The sequence below is a fragment of the Psychromonas sp. MME2 genome, assembly GCF_040566515.1.
GTDB lineage: Bacteria > Pseudomonadota > Gammaproteobacteria > Enterobacterales > Psychromonadaceae > Psychromonas.
Genome location: NZ_JBEWXI010000012.1, coordinates 275,193 through 292,603 on the forward strand (window position 1 = coordinate 275,193; position 17,411 = coordinate 292,603).

Here is a 17,411-nt window from a genome sequence, read left to right on the forward strand (position 1 = left end):
CATTGAAAGATTTATCTTTCAATGATTAACAGGCCAAATATTTATATTTGGTGATTAATTCAGAATAACAAGTACTTCGGTACTTAGTTTTAGTCAGTAATATTGAGCTTGGTTAAATTCTACTTCGTAGAAAATAACCTAATTAAACTTTAAATTGAAGAGTTTGATGATGGCTCAGATTGAACGCTGGCGGCAGGCTTAACACATGCAAGTCGAACGGTAACAGAGAATAGCTTGCTATTTTGCTGACGAGTGGCGGACGGGTGAGTAATGCTTGGGAATTTACCTTGTTGTGGGGACAACAGTTGGAAACGACTGCTAATACCGCATAATGTCTTTTGACCAAAGGTGGCCTCTATTTATAAGCTATCGCGACAAGATGAGCCCAAGTGGGATTAGCTAGTTGGTAGGGTAAAGGCCTACCAAGGCGACGATCCCTAGCTGGTCTTAGAGGATGACCAGCCACACTGGAACTGAGACACGGTCCAGACTCCTACGGGAGGCAGCAGTGGGGAATATTGCACAATGGGGGAAACCCTGATGCAGCCATGCCGCGTGTGTGAAGAAGGCTTTCGGGTTGTAAAGCACTTTCAGCGAGGAGGAAAGGGTGCAGGTTAATACCCTGTATCTGTGACGTTACTCGCAGAAGAAGCACCGGCTAACTCCGTGCCAGCAGCCGCGGTAATACGGAGGGTGCGAGCGTTAATCGGAATTACTGGGCGTAAAGCGCGCGTAGGTGGTTAATTAAGTCAGATGTGAAAGCCCAGGGCTCAACCTTGGAACTGCATTTGAAACTGGTTAACTAGAGTTTTGTAGAGGGTGGTAGAATTTCAGGTGTAGCGGTGAAATGCGTAGAGATCTGAAGGAATACCAGTGGCGAAGGCGGCCACCTGGACAGAGACTGACACTGAGGCGCGAAGGCGTGGGGAGCAAACGGGATTAGATACCCGGTAGTCCACGCAGTAAACGATGTCTATTAGAAGTTTGTGGCTATATGCCGTGGGTTTCAAAGCTAACGCATTAAATAGACCGCCTGGGGAGTACGGCCGCAAGGTTAAAACTCAAATGAATTGACGGGGCCCGCACAAGCGGTGGAGCATGTGGTTTAATTCGATGCAACGCGAAGAACCTTACCATCCCTTGACATCCAGAGAATCACCAAGAGATTGATGAGTGCCTTCGGGAGCTCTGAGACAGGTGCTGCATGGCTGTCGTCAGCTCGTGTTGTGAAATGTTGGGTTAAGTCCCGCAACGAGCGCAACCCCTATCCTTATTTGCCAGCGGGTCAAGCCGGGAACTCTAGGGAGACTGCCGGTGATAAACCGGAGGAAGGTGGGGACGACGTCAAGTCATCATGGCCCTTACGGGATGGGCTACACACGTGCTACAATGGCAAATACAAAGGGTTGCTAACCTGCGAGGGTATGCGAATCTCATAAAGTTTGTCGTAGTCCGGATCGGAGTCTGCAACTCGACTCCGTGAAGTTGGAATCGCTAGTAATCGTGGATCAGAATGCCACGGTGAATACGTTCCCGGGCCTTGTACACACCGCCCGTCACACCATGGGAGTGGGCTGCACCAGAAGTCATTAGCTTAACCTTCGGGATGGCGATGACCACGGTGTGGTTCATGACTGGGGTGAAGTCGTAACAAGGTAGCCCTAGGGGAACCTGGGGCTGGATCACCTCCTTACGTATCGAGACACATCTTTTGTACTTAGGTGCATTAGCGCAAGTAACAATGAGTACCTACACAGATTGTTTGATTAGACTGAAGAAGTGCAGAAGTTCTATGTCCCCATCGTCTAGAGGCCTAGGACACCGCCCTTTCACGGCGGTAACAGGGGTTCAAATCCCCTTGGGGATACCAATACGATAAAAAAGATAGGTGATCTTTTTTAACCATCCTTTGGTAGGAACTAAGTTTACGTTTTAAGTGAAAAGTACTTTATAAGCAACAATGCTTATAAAGTGTTTTTTAACACTGCTCTTTAACAATTAGGAAAGCTGATAAAGTTCTGTTTGAACGTATCGATATTAATATCAATATGTTTAAACGAAACGAAATTGTTCTCAATGATTAGAATTTATTCTAGTTATTGTAATCAAGCAAAAATAAAAAGTTCATTTTTCACGTAGTGAAATGTGAACAGTACGTATCTACTCAATCATATGATTGATAGGTGCACGAAAAACGAATGTTGTTTTTTGTATTGTAAAATATGAGAAATCGCAAGCGTCTTGGAAACGACATACAAAACAAAAATCAGTATTAAGTAGTGATGCCAAATGGTGTTGCCCACTCAGACATTGACAAAAAGACGTCAATCTCTTGTTGGGAACAACACCTAAAACGCGTCACTGCGTGACACTTTTTAGGTGTTGTATGGTTAAGTGAATAAGCGTGCACGGTGGATGCCTAGGCAATTAGAGGCGATGAAGGACGTGGTAATCTGCGATAAGTCCAGGGGAGTTGATAACAAGCGTTATATCCTGGAATTTCCGAATGGGGCAACCCGGCACTTAGTGTCATCGTTAAGTGAATACATAGCTTAACGAAGCGAACGAGGGGAACTGAAACATCTAAGTACCCTTAGGAAAAGAAATCAACCGAGATTCCGAAAGTAGCGGCGAGCGAAATTGGAACAGCCCTTAAGCTGTTTAGAAGTTAGTAGAATGGTCTGGAAAGTCCGACGATACAGGGTGATAGTCCCGTATATGACAACTTCTTTACAGTGAAAACGAGTAAGACGGGACACGAGAAATCCTGTTTGAATATGGGGGGACCATCCTCCAAGGCTAAATACTCCTAATTGACCGATAGTGAACCAGTACCGTGAGGGAAAGGCGAAAAGAACCCCTGTGAGGGGAGTGAAATAGAACCTGAAACCGTGTACGTACAAGCAGTAGGAGCCGACTTAGTTCGGTGACTGCGTACCTTTTGTATAATGGGTCAACGACTTAATTTCAGTAGCAAGGTTAACCGTATAGGGGAGCCGTAGGGAAACCGAGTCTTAACTGGGCGAATAGTTGCTGGGATTAGACCCGAAACTTGGTGATCTAGCCATGAGCAGGTTGAAGGTTGAGTAACATCAACTGGAGGACCGAACCCACTAATGTTGAAAAATTAGGGGATGACTTGTGGCTGGGGGTGAAAGGCCAATCAAACCAAGAGATAGCTGGTTCTCCTCGAAAGCTATTTAGGTAGCGCCTCGTGTATCACTGTTGGGGGTAGAGCACTGTTTGGGCTAGGGGGTCATCCCGACTTACCAACCCCATGCAAACTCCGAATACCAACAAGTGCAATCACGGGAGACACACGGCGGGTGCTAACGTCCGTCGTGGAAAGGGAAACAACCCAGACCGCCAGCTAAGGTCCCAAAGTATATGTTAAGTGGGAAACGATGTGGGAAGGCTTAGACAGCTAGGAAGTTGGCTTAGAAGCAGCCATCTTTTAAAGAAAGCGTAATAGCTCACTAGTCGAGTCGGCCTGCGCGGAAGATTTAACGGGGCTAAACATATCACCGAAGCTGCGGATGCTTATTTATAGGCATGGTAGAGGAGCGTTCTGTAAGCCGTCGAAGGGAAAGCTGTAAGGCATCCTGGAGGTATCAGAAGTGCGAATGTTGACATGAGTAACGATAAGGGGGGTGAAAAACCTCCCCGCCGGAAGACCAAGGGTTCCTGTCCAACGTTAATCGGGGCAGGGTGAGTCGACCCCTAAGGCGAGGCCGAAAGGCGTAGTCGATGGGAAACGGGTTAATATTCCCGTACCCTTATATTTTGCGATGGGAGGACGGAGAAGGCTAGGTGGGCCTGGCGATGGTTGTCCAGGTTCAAGTATGTAGGTGGAAGACTTAGGTAAATCCGGGTTTTCTTAACACTGAGATACGATGTCGAGTCACTAAGGTGATGAAGTCATTGATGCCATGCTTCCAGGAAAAGTCTCTAAGCTTCAGAAATATAAGGATTGTACCCCAACCGACACAGGTGGTCAGGTAGAGAATACCAAGGCGCTTGAGAGAACTCGGGTGAAGGAACTAGGCAAAATGGTACCGTAACTTCGGGAGAAGGTACGCCGCTGACGGTGAAGTCCCTTGCGGATGGAGCTATTGGCGGCCGAAGATACCAGATGGCTGCAACTGTTTATTAAAAACACAGCACTGTGCTAAATCGCAAGATGACGTATACGGTGTGACGCCTGCCCGGTGCCGGAAGGTTAATTGATGGGGTTAGACTTAGGTCGAAGCTCTTGATCGAAGCCCCGGTAAACGGCGGCCGTAACTATAACGGTCCTAAGGTAGCGAAATTCCTTGTCGGGTAAGTTCCGACCTGCACGAATGGCGTAATGATGGCCATGCTGTCTCCACCCGAGACTCAGTGAAGTTGAAATCGCTGTGAAGATGCAGTGTACCCGCGGCTAGACGGAAAGACCCCGTGAACCTTTACTACAGCTTAGCAGTGAACTTAGAGCCTACATGTGTAGGATAGGTGGGAGGCTATGAAGCGTTGTCGCCAGATGACGTGGAGCCAACCTTGAAATACCACCCTTGTATGTTTTGAGTTCTAACCATGGCCCCTGAATCGGGGTTTGGGACATTGTTTGGTGGGTAGTTTGACTGGGGCGGTCTCCTCCCAAAGAGTAACGGAGGAGTACGAAGGTTGGCTAATCACGGTCGGACATCGTGAGGTTAGTACAATGGTATAAGCCAGCTTAACTGCGAGACAGACACGTCGAGCAGGTACGAAAGTAGGTCATAGTGATCCGGTGGTTCTGAATGGAAGGGCCATCGCTCAACGGATAAAAGGTACTCCGGGGATAACAGGCTGATACCGCCCAAGAGTTCATATCGACGGCGGTGTTTGGCACCTCGATGTCGGCTCATCACATCCTGGGGCTGAAGTCGGTCCCAAGGGTATGGCTGTTCGCCATTTAAAGTGGTACGCGAGCTGGGTTTAGAACGTCGTGAGACAGTTCGGTCCCTATCTGCCGTGGGCGTTTGAGAATTGAGAGGAGCTGCTCCTAGTACGAGAGGACCGGAGTGGACGAACCGCTGGTGTTTGGGTTGTCATGCCAATGGCATTGCCCAGTAGCTACGTTCGGAATCGATAACCGCTGAAAGCATCTAAGCGGGAAGCGAGCCTCAAGATGAGTTCTCACTGGGACTTTAAGTCCCCTAAAGGGCCGTTGGAGACTACAACGTTGATAGGCAAGGTGTGTAAGTGCGGTAACGTATTGAGCTAACTTGTACTAATTACCCGTGAGGCTTAACCATACAACACCTAAGACGTGTTGATGTAACCAAGAAAAAGTACGTTTGCGACAATATATTTTACAACTTGCAAGATTAAAGAATAATAGACAGCTTTTCTAATTAACTTTTTAGCTTGGCTAGTTATAGCGCTGTGGTCCCACCTGATCCCATTCCGAACTCAGAAGTGAAACGCAGCTGCGCCGATGGTAGTGTGGGGTCTCCCCATGTGAGAGTAGGTCATCGCCAAGCGCCTAATAAACGAAAAATCCCTGTTGACGATGTCAGCAGGGATTTTTTCTTTTTAGGGTACTGACGAGGATGACCTGCTCGAGAGTAGGGCGAGTATCGCGATAGCGATGTGTCACGAGCTTCGGTGCTCTGCGACGACTTTCCATTGCTAGACACCTATTTAGAAGAAGCCCTGATAGAAATATCAGGGCTTTTTTGCTTTTTAGAGACGATAAAAGTGGCCCATCAACGTCAAGTAAGGACTAATGGACCTTGCTCTCCTTCCCATTCCGAACTCAGAAGTGAAACGCAGCTGCGCTGATGGTACTTAGTTGCTCCTTGTTTCCTTGAACCTCGTTCAAGTATTTCTGTTTATTTATGAGCTACTCGAATATTGGCTATAAAATAGATCTACGCAGTGGCATTCAAATCATGTGATAGATAGGGCAGAATGATGCGACAGCATCTTGTCATGAGCGGGTGAGTACTGCTACCCCTGTTCCGCCAGCGCCCTTCTTTGCCTATAATACCAATTCCGATAAATAGCTGATCTATTTTACTGGTTAAAACAACTTACTGCTGCGTTGTAATTTTCGCAAAGGGAATAACCATTTACGTCAAATTACGCCTTGAATTAAGCTGTTTTTCCTGCGCAAAATCTAGATCACATACTTATCGGAATTGGTATAAATAATAAGATAGCCCCAGTCCGTCTTTAAGGGTTGTTTTTTTTATTACTGGCGTTTGATTGCGATGAATACTGGAACATTGGATATAGAGTGTAGTTACGTGTGGCATTCCATTATGGCGAGTGTAGCGAAATACTATTCCGTATTATTAATTGGTGTCCCCTACAAGAATCGAACTTGTATCTAAAACTTAGGAGGTTTTTGTTTTATCCATTAAACTAAGGGGACATCATGATAATATGCTGATTTTATAGGTGTAATGACATTATTACAATTAAAAAGCCCGTTGATAGTGATATCAACGGGCTTTATTATATGCGATTTACTATCGTACTTACTTAATTTTGCTTAAGTCTCGTACCGCACCTTTATCTGCAGAAGTTGCCATCGATGCATAAACTTTCAGTGCTGTTGAGACGTAACGTTGACGATCTCGTGGTTTCCAGCCATGCGCATCCATTTTGATACGACGCTCTGCTAGGAGTTCTTCAGAAACTTGCAGCGTAATATCACGAGTAGGGATATTTATAGCAATGATATCGCCATTTTCGATTAAACCAATTACACCGCCTGCCGCTGCCTCCGGGGAAACGTGACCGATAGAGAGTCCCGATGTTCCTCCAGAGAAACGTCCATCAGTAATTAATGCACATTTTTTACCAAGCCCCATGGATTTTAAGTAACTGGTTGGATAGAGCATTTCTTGCATGCCTGGTCCACCCTGTGGGCCTTCATAGCGTATAACTACGACGTCACCTTCGACTACATCGCCACCTAGAATTGCGGCAACAGCATCATCCTGGCTTTCATATATTTTAGCTGGACCTGTAAAGGTAAGATTGTCATCATCAACGCCAGCTGTTTTGACAACGGCACCATCAATAGCCATATTACCAAATAATACAGCGAGACCACCTTCGCGGCTAAAAGCATGGTCGATTGAGCGTATACAACCTGCTTCACGATCGTTATCCACAGTGTCCCAACGACATGATTGACTGAATGCTTGCGTTGTGCGAATACCTGCAGGGCCTGCACGATAAAAATCAATTATTTGTTGATCTGTCGTTTGCATAATATCATATTTGGCCAATTGCTCTTTCATTGTTGGGCTTATGATCGTAGGTATATCGCTGTTCAATAAGCCTGCACGATCTAACTCACCAAGGATAGCCATTACACCACCCGCGCGGTGTACATCTTCCATATGATACAGTGGTGTAGAAGGAGCGACTTTACAAAGTTGTGGTATACGGCGCGACATTTCATCCATGTCAGCGACGGTATAATCTAGTTCTGCTTCCTGTGCACAGGCCAATAAATGTAGAATGGTATTGGTTGAACCACCCATTGCAATATCGAGTGCCATCGCATTCTCAAATGCTGGTCTGCTTGCTATTGCGCGCGGTAATACAGAGTAGTCATCTTGTTCATAGTGGCGACGTGTAATATCGACAATATGACGCCCTGCATCTAAAAATAGTTGTTCGCGATCTGCATGAGTAGCAAGCATTGAACCATTACCTGGTAAAGATAGCCCTAATGCTTCCGTTAAACAGTTCATCGAGTTTGCGGTGAACATACCTGAGCATGAACCACATGTCGGGCAAGCACTGCGCTCAACTTTATTAAGATCTTCGTCGGACACATTCTTATCAGGTCCCATCACCATAGCATCAACCAAGTCAAGTTTTATGATTTGATCTGAAAGCTTGGTTTTACCTGCTTCCATTGGTCCACCTGAAACAAAAATAACGGGAATATTAAGGCGTAGTGAAGCCATTAGCATTCCAGGCGTTATTTTGTCACAGTTAGAAATACAGACAATTGCATCGGCACAATGGGCATTAACCATATATTCGATTGAATCAGCAATAAGATCACGAGAAGGAAGGCTATATAACATTCCTGAGTGTCCCATTGCGATACCATCATCAATAGCGATAGTATTAAACTCTTTAGCAATACCACCAGCAGCTTCAACAGCACCAGCTACTAGTTGTCCCATATCTTTTAAATGTACGTGGCCGGGAACAAATTGGGTGAATGAGTTTGCAATCGCGATAATGGGTTTACCGAAATCATCATCTTTAACGCCAGTCGCACGCCATAAAGCGCGTGCACCAGCCATATTGCGTCCATGAGTGGAGGTTTTTGAGCGATATTGTGGCATTTGAGTTCCTTGTGTATTGATAATAAACATCGCTTTATGCGTGTTATTTGTTCATTTATTATTAACTGATTTAAACAGATAAGAAGTCATTTAACAAGCCTATGCGCTAGCCTGAATTTTTATATTTTGTGTTAATATGACAACTTGCGATACACCGAATGTTTTTTCTAACTGCTTCGTTAATAGATTAATTGGCCGCTCACTACAAACCGTTATCGTAATATGTAGTGATTCTTCGTTTTGTGTTGTCTCTGCATTTAAATTTTGCACAGTAAAACCACGGTGTCGACAAATCCTTAATATGCGCTCTAGAAATTCAGGGCTATTATTACCCTGAATAATTAAAAAATATTTCACGATAAGCTCTCCATCATTTTATCATTTGCTGCACCCGGTGGAACAAGCGGCCAGACATTATCTTCTTCTGAAATAGAGACATGAAGTAGATAAGGACCTTCACTTTCTAATAGCCGTTTTAACGCGGATTGTATCTCCCTTTTGGCAACAATCGTTTCTCCTGGTATATCAAAAGCACTCGCAAGTGTTACAAAATTAGGATTGTCGGTTAAAATAGTTTCACTATAGCGTCCCTCAAAAAATAATTTTTGCCATTGTCGTACCATACCTAAGCGTTGGTTATCAATAAGCACTATCTTAATGGGTAGTTGTTGGCGTTTAATTGTGCCAAGTTCTTGTACATTCATCATAAATGAGCCGTCACCAGAAACCGCAATCACGGTATCATCAGGTCGTGCTAGCTTTGCTCCTACTGCAGCAGGAATGCCAAAGCCCATTGTGCCTAATCCTGAACTAGAAATATGATCTTTAGGGTTGCTAACAAACATATGTTGTGCAACCCACATTTGATGCTGCCCAACGTCGCTGCAGATGACCGTGTTCTTAGGCATTGATTTGGATAATTGATTGAGCAGTGCTGGTGCGTATATCCGTTCTCCTGGATGATTATAATTCAATGCAAACTTATTCTTCATACTGACTATATTTTTTTGCCATGCACTAATGAATGTTTCAACTTCAAGGGCGGGTAAAATTTCCTTGAGATCCTCGCAAATGGCAAGATCGGCTTTACGAATTTTATTAATTTCGGCGGCGTCAATATCAATATGGATAACTGCCGCATGACTGGCAAATTCATCGAGCTTTCCCGTTACTCGATCATCAAATCTTGCCCCGACAGCAATTAATAGATCACATTCTTGGATGGCTAAATTAGCTGCTTTACTACCATGCATGCCGACCATGCCCATGAAATATTCTGAGTCATGTGCGATAACACCAATTCCTTTCAAAGTACAGACGCTCGGAATATAGGTGTAGGCAATGAAATTACGCAGTTCTTGAGTCGCATCAGCCATACCAACGCCGCCACCGATATAAAGTAAAGGCTTACTAGCTGAGCGGATCATCTCCCTCGATTTTTTGATTAAAAAAGGATCAATTGGGTGTTTTTTATGCTGCTTTTCTTGTTTGTTAAATAAAGCGTAATCGACGATATCGGCTAGTTGAATATCTTTAGGGAGGTCAATTAATACAGGCCCTGGACGTCCTGTTGTAGCTATTTCAAAAGCTTGATCAAAAATATCGGAAAGTTGATCAATACTTTGTACCATAAAACTGTGTTTGGTACAGGCTAAAGAAAGCCCTAATACATCTATTTCTTGAAAGGCATCAGTACCAATTAAGTGGCTATGAACTTGCCCTGTGATAGCAATAATAGGAATCGAGTCAAGTAGGGCGTCTGCCAGGCCAGTAATAAGGTTTGTTGCCCCCGGGCCAGAAGTGGCAATACATACACCTACATTACCAGTTGCGCGTGCATAACCAATTGCTGCCATAGCAGCACCTTGTTCATGTCGACATAATAGATGCTCAATTTCTGCGTCATAAAGCGCATCATAAAGTGGCATTATGGCACCGCCAGGATAGCCAAAGACTTGTTTGATCTGTTTTTGTTTTAATATTTGTACAACGAAATTGGCACCGTTCATTAGTTTCTTCCTGAATTTAGTGAAGGTTGGACGTTGGTTTAAATTGTATATTTGACAAGTTAATAGATACTTATTCTTAAAAAAGTGGGTCTTTATAGCAAAATACGGTGGCTTATTCAATATTTGTCACATTTCTTATTTGTTGCTAAAACGCGCTTAGTCCTTGATTAATTTCCTTTTACTTAATCAATGACCCAAAATAAACTATACTAAATTTTTATGTTTTTAGTATGGTTATTTTATGTCGTTATCTTCATTGTATTGTCGTGCATTAATTGGTGTTGATGCACCAGAGGTGCAGGTGGAAGTGCACCTTGGGACTGGCTTACCTAGTTTTTCTTTGGTCGGGCTACCTGAAACATCGGTTAAGGAGGCTAAAGAGCGTGTCCGTAGTGCCATTATTAATAGCAATTTTAAATTTCCAAATAAACGCATTACCGTTAACCTCGCCCCTGCTAATTTATCAAAAGAGGGGGGGCGTTTTGATCTGGCTATTGCATTGGCTATTTTAATCGCCTCTGAACAGTTAACGGATTGCAAAATAGATAACTTTGAGTGTTTTGCCGAACTTGCATTATCGGGGCAGCTACGCGCAATCGATGGCATGATCCCCTGTGCACTAGCTGCTAAAAGCCAGCACCGTCAATTGATAGTTTGTAATCAAAATCAGTATGAAAGTGCCCTAACGGGGGTAACGGCATTTGTTGCAGAGACGCTTAGTGACGTTTGTGCTTTTTTACAAGGTGTAAAAGAGTTACCTAAAGCACAGGCAAATAGGCCGCTTAAAACCACTAAGGAAGCAGATTTTTGTGATGTTTTAGGTCAAGAGCAAGCTAAGCGGGTGTTAGAAATAGCAGCTGTTGGCGGGCACAATTTACTATTAGTTGGCCCTCCTGGTACTGGTAAGAGCATGTTGGCCGAACGTTTTATGGGATTATTACCAGAGTTGAACGAGGCGCAAGCATTGCAGACAGCATCTATATATTCTGTATGCGGTAAACAACGTGATAATTGGTATTTACCTCCCTTTCGCTCGCCACATCACAGTGCTTCTTCCGTTGCGCTAGTTGGTGGAGGAGGAAAACCGAAACCCGGAGAAATATCCTTGTCTCATAATGGTGTCTTGTTCTTAGATGAATTACCTGAATTTCCAAAAAGTGTACTAGATAATTTGCGTCAGCCCCTAGAAACAAATAAAGTGACCATTTCTCGTGCCGCCAATCAAGTGACATTTCCTGCAAATTTTCAATTAATAGCAGCGATGAATCCGAGCCCTTGTGGTCATATTAGTGGTGAGTTGAGGCGCAGTACACCGGATCAAATATTGCGCTATTTAGGTCGTTTATCGGGCCCTTTTTTAGATAGGTTTGCATTATCAATAATGGTGCCACTACTGCCAAAGGGGATGTTAGCGGCATCACAGGCTGGAGGATTAAACAAAGGTGAAACGACAGCAGAGGTAAAAGCAAGAGTGCAACAGGCTCGTCATATACAAGTATCACGACAACAATGCCTTAATAATGGATTAACTACACAGGCGATTGCTAATGTTTGTCAATTAAGTTTTAAGGATGCTGAATTTTTAGAGAATGCAATTAATAAAATGGGGCTATCTGTGCAATCTTGGCATAGTATATTAAAAGTAGCGAGGTCAATTGCGGATCTCGCTGGTAGTGAAGATATCCAACGTGCACATTTATTAGAATCTTTAAATTATAGAGCCATGGATCGTTTGTTAAAAAGTGTTGCTAATTAATGGCATTTATTTTTTTAGCATTGGAAAGTGATTGATTGCATTGATGGTTTCCGTTGATAACGTTGGATTGTTAAGTTTTAAAATATGGCGTTTGTCGAGCGATAATTCATGTAAAATATAGCTGAAATTTTGCTCAAATAATTTATTTGCAGTTCCATTTTGCTGTAAACGGTTGAGCCCTAACTCTAAACGTTCTGCTAACATTTTATTGTGCGGATTAACAAAATAGAATAGTGGAAATGGATAATAAATAACGATATTTTTTTCAATTGCTAAATCTAGCGTATCATATTCAATAAATTCTCTATTTATTTCATTTGCACCTCTGGCAAAACAAGTAAAGCGTTCTTTAGCGAGTTGCTGAAAGAGGAGTTCATACTTGAAGGTAGTTGCCACGTTAAAACCATTCGTTTTTAATATTTCAGTATCGGGCCAGTTGGTTTGCTGTCCAATCGTGATGTTTTTTTCAATCCACTCTACTTGGTTAGTGATGTTATCAAATATATGCTGGTTGCCCTCTTTGATTAAACAGATACGATAACCGAGTAACCCTTGCATAATGGGAATACGAATAACGAGAGCATTTTTTTCTCTTTCTTCGGTGGCAATAAAATGGCCGACATCGAGTTTTCCATTGGAAATTTCTTTAAGCGCTCTGTCTTGCGGCATAGGGTGCGATGATATTATTTCATAGTCGCCATACTCTGCTTTAGTTATATCTAATGCCTGAAATAACGTAGTGCTAATTAAATTGGGCTTGTATAATGTATGCTCCCAGACGACTACTTTAGTTATACCTGCATGGCTAACAGAGCAAATTAGCATCATAATTAAAACGAATATCTTTTTTTGTTTCATCTTTCATACTCCTGCGCCATAGCATAAATAGTTTGCATATTAATCCTGGAGTAAATGTTTATTTCTAAATCTTTGAGTGGGTTCGCGCATTGCTTCAACTGTTTCATCTGATAACGTCGGGTTGTTTAAATCAATAACGGTACGTTCAGTGAGTTTCAGCTCTTTGATTATAGGTGCATATACCTGCTCAAACATACTATCAAATTCACCCGATTCAATTAATCGTTGTAGCCCTAATTGCAATCGTGCTGCCAGCTCAGGGCGAGACTTATTAACAAAGAAAAATAAAGGCAGCGGATAGTAGATCATCAAGTTCTTTTCGATAATGATTCCTTGCTCTTTATATTTCAAATATTCAGCATAAACTTCGCTAGTTCCTCGACTAAAGCAATCAAAACGTCCTCGAATTAATTGTTGGAAAAGTAACTGTTTTTTATGGGTTGTTTGCACCGAAATATGATTAGCGCGTAAAATAGTGGTGTCAGGCCAATCTTGATGTTGTCCAATTGTGATATTTTTTTCGATTAATTGATGTTTATTTTTAATACCATCAAAAATGGTTTGATTACCTTCTTTAATGAGGCATATACGATAACCCATCAGTCCACTTAGCCCAGGAATACGTATAGGGATAGCAACTTCTTCTCGTTCTTTCGTAGATCCAAAAACGGCGATATCCAGTTTTGAATGTTCTAATTTGGCTATCTCTACTAATGAACGCCCTTGCTCCATTTGAGCCGATGCAGTTAATTCATAATCACCATACTCAGGTATAGTTACCTGTAAGGCTCTTTGTAAATAATCCATCATAAGTCTATCTGGGTTATTATAAAGGCTTTCCCATACTTTTATTTTGCTTACCTGTGCTGAACTGAGAGAGCAATACAGTAGTAGAAAAAAACTCAGATATTTTACCATTATTTCCCCTTTTATTTATTGGTGCTGATACTTAACTATAGATTGTTTATTGAATATAGATGAAGGAAAAATACTAATAAGTAACGCTATATCACAAGGTTTTAGGATAATAAAATGTCATAAAAAAGGAGATATCAAAAAATATCTCCCCTTTATAATTAGCATATCAATGCTAATGCTATAGCGCTTTTATCACTAATATCTGCTCATTTAATTTATCACAGGCCGTTTGTAATTCAGCTTCTCTAGCTCGCTCTTTAGCAATGACCGCTTCGGGTGCATTACTAACAAAGCGTTCATTACTTAATTTTCCTGAAATTTTATCAAGTTCTTTTTCAGCTTTTTCAAGCTGTTTATTTAAACGAGATAGCTCCGCTTCTGTATCAATTAACCCTGCCATTGGAATTAATATTTCTAAATCACCGACTAATGCCGTTGCAGAAACGGGTGTTTCTTGTCCAGCTTCAACAATAGTGACACTTTCTAGTTTTGCTAATGCAGCTAAGAATGCTTCGTTTTCTGTAAAACGGCGGCGATCGGCTGCAGAGGCATTTTTGATTAGTAGATTTAAAGGGGTTTTCGGACTAATGTCCATTTCACCGCGGATGTTACGAACTGCGACAATGACTTGTTTAACCCATTCTAGGTCTTCTACCGCTTGGGTATCAACTTTAGCTGCATCAAATTCTGGGTATGCTTCGAGCATGATCGTCTCACCACCTTGCCCTGTTAGTTCTTTAACTCGCTGCCAAATTTCTTCTGTCATAAAAGGTAACATTGGATGTGCGACACGCAGTAACGTTTCTAATACGGAAATTAATGTGTGGCGCGTGCCGCGTTGTTCTGCTTCACTACCTTTAAATAGTACCGGTTTAGTTAACTCTAAATACCAACCACAGAATTGATCCCATATGAATTCATATAAAATATTCGCGGCGATATCAAAACGGAAAGTATCTAAGGCATGACGGAACTCTTTAATCATGGTTTGCAATTGTCCTTGGACCCAACGATCTGCCAAACTAAATTGCATATCGTTATTGCCAGAGAAACCACAATCTTGACCTTCAGCACTCATTAATACATAACGGCTAGCATTCCATAACTTATTACAGAAGTTACGATAACCTTCAAGGCGATGCATATCCCAGTTGATATCACGACCCGTTGATGCCATTGCCGCTAATGTGAAACGCAGGGCGTCAGTACCATGTGCTTCGATACCATTTTCAAATGTTTTACGCGTGTCTTTTTCGATTTTTTTAGCCAATTGCGGTTGCATCATATTGCCGCAACGTTTAGCCACTAAGCTTTCTAAATCGATACCGTCAATCATATCGAGGGGGTCGAGTACATTACCCTTTGACTTAGACATTTTATCGCCATTTTCATCGCGGATAAGTCCCGTTACATAGACGGTTTTGAAGGGCACCTGTGGCTTACCATTCTCATCTTTCATGAAATGCATGGTGAGCATGATCATGCGGGCTACCCAGAAGAAAATAATATCAAACCCCGTTACGAGTACATCCGTCGAATGGAAGGTTTTTAGATCTAAAGTTTGTTTCGGCCAACCTAAGGTTGAAAATGTCCATAGACCAGAGGAGAACCATGTATCGAGTACATCATCATCTTGACGTAAGACAATATCATCACCTAAATCATGTTTAGCGCGCACTTCTGCTTCATCACGACCGACATAAACTTTGCCCGTTTCATCATACCAAGCAGGAATACGATGTCCCCACCATAATTGTCGCGAAATACACCAGTCTTGAATATCATTCATCCAAGAGTTATACATGTTTTCATACTGCTTAGGTACAAACTCGATATCGCCATTAGCAACGGCCTCTTTTGCTGTTTTAGCTAACGGTGCAACACGTACATACCATTGGTCTGTCAGCATCGGCTCGATGACAACTCCGCCACGGTCACCATAGGGAATGGTTAAATCATGTGCTTTCACTTCATCTAATAGCCCCAAATCATCAAGGGAGCTTACGACTAACTTACGTGCTTCTTCACGGGTTAAACCTTGGAATTGTGCTGGTAGGGCGGTGTCATAAACATCGCTTATTTCGCCATTGCTGTTAAAGACTTCTGCTGCATTGCGAATTGCAGCTTCAAAGGTCAATACATTGATCATGGGCAGTTGATTGCGTTTACCAACTTCGTAATCGTTAAAGTCATGTGCCGGCGTTATTTTTACACAGCCAGTGCCCTTTTCCATGTCCGCATGTTCATCAGCAATAATTGGAATACGACGATTTACAAATGGCAGAATGATAGCTTTACCGATAAGATCTTTATAGCGAGGATCTTCACCATTGACGGCAACGGCGGTATCACCGAGCATAGTTTCTGGACGCGTTGTTGCTACAACGAGGTAATCTTTACCGTCGGCTGTTTTAACACCATCGGCGAGTGGATAACGAAAATGCCACATTGACCCTTTAACATCTTTATTTTCTACTTCGAGATCAGAGATTGCGGTATGCAGTTTTGGATCCCAGTTCACCAGGCGCTTACCACGGTAGATTAGGTCATCATTGTAAAGGTCCACAAACACTTCTTTTACCGCTTCAGAAAGTCCTTCATCCATCGTAAAGCGCTCGCGATCCCAATCAACGGATGTGCCTAAGCGACGTAATTGTTGAGATATATTTCCGCCAGACTCCGCTTTCCACTCCCAAATTTTATCAATAAAGGTTTCGCGACCTAGCTCTTGGCGAGTTTGTCCTGTTTCTGCAAATAGTTTACGTTCAACGACCATTTGAGTGGCAATACCCGCATGGTCGGTACCCATTTGCCATAGCGTGTTTTTACCTTGCATACGTTGATAGCGGACGAGCGTGTCCATAATGGTATCTTGGAAAGCATGCCCCATATGTAAACTACCCGTGACATTGGGCGGTGGTATCATGATGCAGTAGCTCTCTTTACTGGTATCACCATGTGGTTTGAAATAACCTTTTTCTTCCCAAATTCGGTAATTCTTTTGTTCGATAGCACTGGGGGTGTATGTTTTTTCCATTTTTTAATCTTCTGTATGGTTGGTTAACTCAATCGCATCGTTATTGACTGCAGATTGAGTGGAAAGAGTTAAGCCCATTTTTTTATAGGCGCTATAGCGAATTCGCGCGTTAATTTTTAACGGTTCTGCAACGGGCACAAAATCGACAATATGTTGAAAATTAATCGCAAATTCAGGTGCGTTCGCACTTAAATTGATTAATATTGAGCGAGGGTGAGTCGGTGCGTGCCAGCTTATTTCTACGGGGGTACCAAAACGAGGTCCTTCACCGAGTAAGTTATGTGGTACAAAACTATCACCATCAAATTGCCATAGATATTCATCGATAGCAAAGGCATCCTGTTGATTGTCCGTATAGATGAACACTTTTTTATTTTGTAAATAAAAAAAGGATGCCAGCGAGCAGGCATAGGCAAAATGGTCGCTAATCATGTTATGTCTTGTCGCCTGTTGCGCTTCTATGATGTAAAAAACAACTTGGCTCATGA

8 protein-coding genes, 2 tRNA genes and 3 rRNA genes are annotated in these 17,411 nt (G+C 42.7%); 5 read left to right on the plus strand and 8 right to left on the minus strand.

Annotated features, from left to right (window positions below):
• Window positions 1-151 precede the first annotated feature (151 nt).
• The 4 genes from AB1A03_RS11640 to rrf all read left to right on the plus strand — a co-directional run bounded on the left by AB1A03_RS11640 (window position 152) and on the right by rrf (window position 5,504).
• A 16S ribosomal RNA gene (locus AB1A03_RS11640) occupies window positions 152-1,693 on the plus strand.
• A 101-nt stretch (window positions 1,694-1,794) separates the two neighbouring features.
• Window positions 1,795-1,870, plus strand: a tRNA-Glu gene (locus AB1A03_RS11645).
• 518 nt (window positions 1,871-2,388) lie between these two features.
• A 23S ribosomal RNA gene (locus AB1A03_RS11650) occupies window positions 2,389-5,276 on the plus strand.
• Window positions 5,277-5,387: 111 nt separating this feature from the next.
• Window positions 5,388-5,504 (plus strand): 5S ribosomal RNA (gene rrf, locus AB1A03_RS11655).
• The 16S, 23S and 5S rRNA genes sit together here with 1 tRNA gene alongside, the layout of an rRNA operon.
• 821 nt (window positions 5,505-6,325) lie before the next feature.
• Here rrf and AB1A03_RS11660 read toward each other — a convergent pair.
• The 4 genes from AB1A03_RS11660 to ilvG form a co-directional block, all read right to left on the minus strand.
• Window positions 6,326-6,400 (minus strand) — tRNA-Arg (locus AB1A03_RS11660).
• A 106-nt stretch (window positions 6,401-6,506) separates the two neighbouring features.
• Entirely contained in the window at window positions 6,507-8,345 is a 1,839-nt protein-coding gene (ilvD, locus tag AB1A03_RS11665; RefSeq protein ID WP_354624809.1) for a dihydroxy-acid dehydratase, read from the minus strand.
• A 99-nt stretch (window positions 8,346-8,444) separates the two neighbouring features.
• Window positions 8,445-8,702 carry an acetolactate synthase 2 small subunit gene (gene ilvM / locus AB1A03_RS11670; protein WP_354624810.1) on the minus strand — a complete coding sequence of 86 codons (258 nt, stop codon included), beginning with the start codon at window positions 8,700-8,702 and terminating at the stop codon, window positions 8,445-8,447.
• A complete protein-coding gene (gene ilvG / locus AB1A03_RS11675; protein ID WP_354624811.1) occupies window positions 8,699-10,354 on the minus strand; it encodes an acetolactate synthase 2 catalytic subunit in 1,656 nt (551 codons plus the stop codon). Before ilvG ends, ilvM begins: the two co-directional genes overlap by 4 nt.
• A 241-nt stretch (window positions 10,355-10,595) precedes the next feature.
• Here ilvG and AB1A03_RS11680 point away from each other — a divergent pair, with 241 nt between their 5' ends.
• Window positions 10,596-12,110 (plus strand): YifB family Mg chelatase-like AAA ATPase, encoded by a 1,515-nt coding sequence (locus AB1A03_RS11680; RefSeq protein WP_354624812.1) that lies wholly within the window; start codon window positions 10,596-10,598, stop codon window positions 12,108-12,110.
• Between the two features lie 6 nt (window positions 12,111-12,116).
• On the opposite strand, the gene AB1A03_RS11685 is transcribed toward AB1A03_RS11680, so the two are convergent.
• The 4 genes from AB1A03_RS11685 to AB1A03_RS11700 form a co-directional block, all read right to left on the minus strand.
• On the minus strand, window positions 12,117-12,968 hold the full coding sequence (locus tag AB1A03_RS11685) for a transporter substrate-binding domain-containing protein (RefSeq protein ID WP_354624813.1): 852 nt from the start codon (window positions 12,966-12,968) through the stop codon (window positions 12,117-12,119).
• 39 nt (window positions 12,969-13,007) lie between these two features.
• The gene (locus AB1A03_RS11690) at window positions 13,008-13,886 is read right to left on the minus strand and encodes a transporter substrate-binding domain-containing protein (protein ID WP_354624814.1); all 879 of its coding nucleotides are present in this window, start codon (window positions 13,884-13,886) and stop codon (window positions 13,008-13,010) included.
• A gap of 178 nt (window positions 13,887-14,064) precedes the next feature.
• Entirely contained in the window at window positions 14,065-16,923 is a 2,859-nt protein-coding gene (locus tag AB1A03_RS11695; protein ID WP_354624815.1) for a valine--tRNA ligase, read from the minus strand.
• 3 nt (window positions 16,924-16,926) lie between these two features.
• Window positions 16,927-17,409 (minus strand): DNA polymerase III subunit chi, encoded by a 483-nt coding sequence (locus AB1A03_RS11700; RefSeq protein ID WP_354624816.1) that lies wholly within the window; start codon window positions 17,407-17,409, stop codon window positions 16,927-16,929.
• Window positions 17,410-17,411 lie beyond the last annotated feature (2 nt).

Coding starts and splice junctions, on each gene's coding strand:
- ilvD (WP_354624809.1), bottom strand. CDS start 8,345: ATGCCACAATATCGCTCAAAAACCTCCACTCATGGACGCAATATGGCT.
- ilvG (WP_354624811.1), bottom strand. CDS start 10,354: ATGAACGGTGCCAATTTCGTTGTACAAATATTAAAACAAAAACAGATC.
- AB1A03_RS11680 (WP_354624812.1), top strand. CDS start 10,596: ATGTCGTTATCTTCATTGTATTGTCGTGCATTAATTGGTGTTGATGCA.
- AB1A03_RS11685 (WP_354624813.1), bottom strand. CDS start 12,968: ATGAAACAAAAAAAGATATTCGTTTTAATTATGATGCTAATTTGCTCT.
- AB1A03_RS11690 (WP_354624814.1), bottom strand. CDS start 13,886: ATGGTAAAATATCTGAGTTTTTTTCTACTACTGTATTGCTCTCTCAGT.
- AB1A03_RS11695 (WP_354624815.1), bottom strand. CDS start 16,923: ATGGAAAAAACATACACCCCCAGTGCTATCGAACAAAAGAATTACCGA.
- AB1A03_RS11700 (WP_354624816.1), bottom strand. CDS start 17,409: ATGAGCCAAGTTGTTTTTTACATCATAGAAGCGCAACAGGCGACAAGA.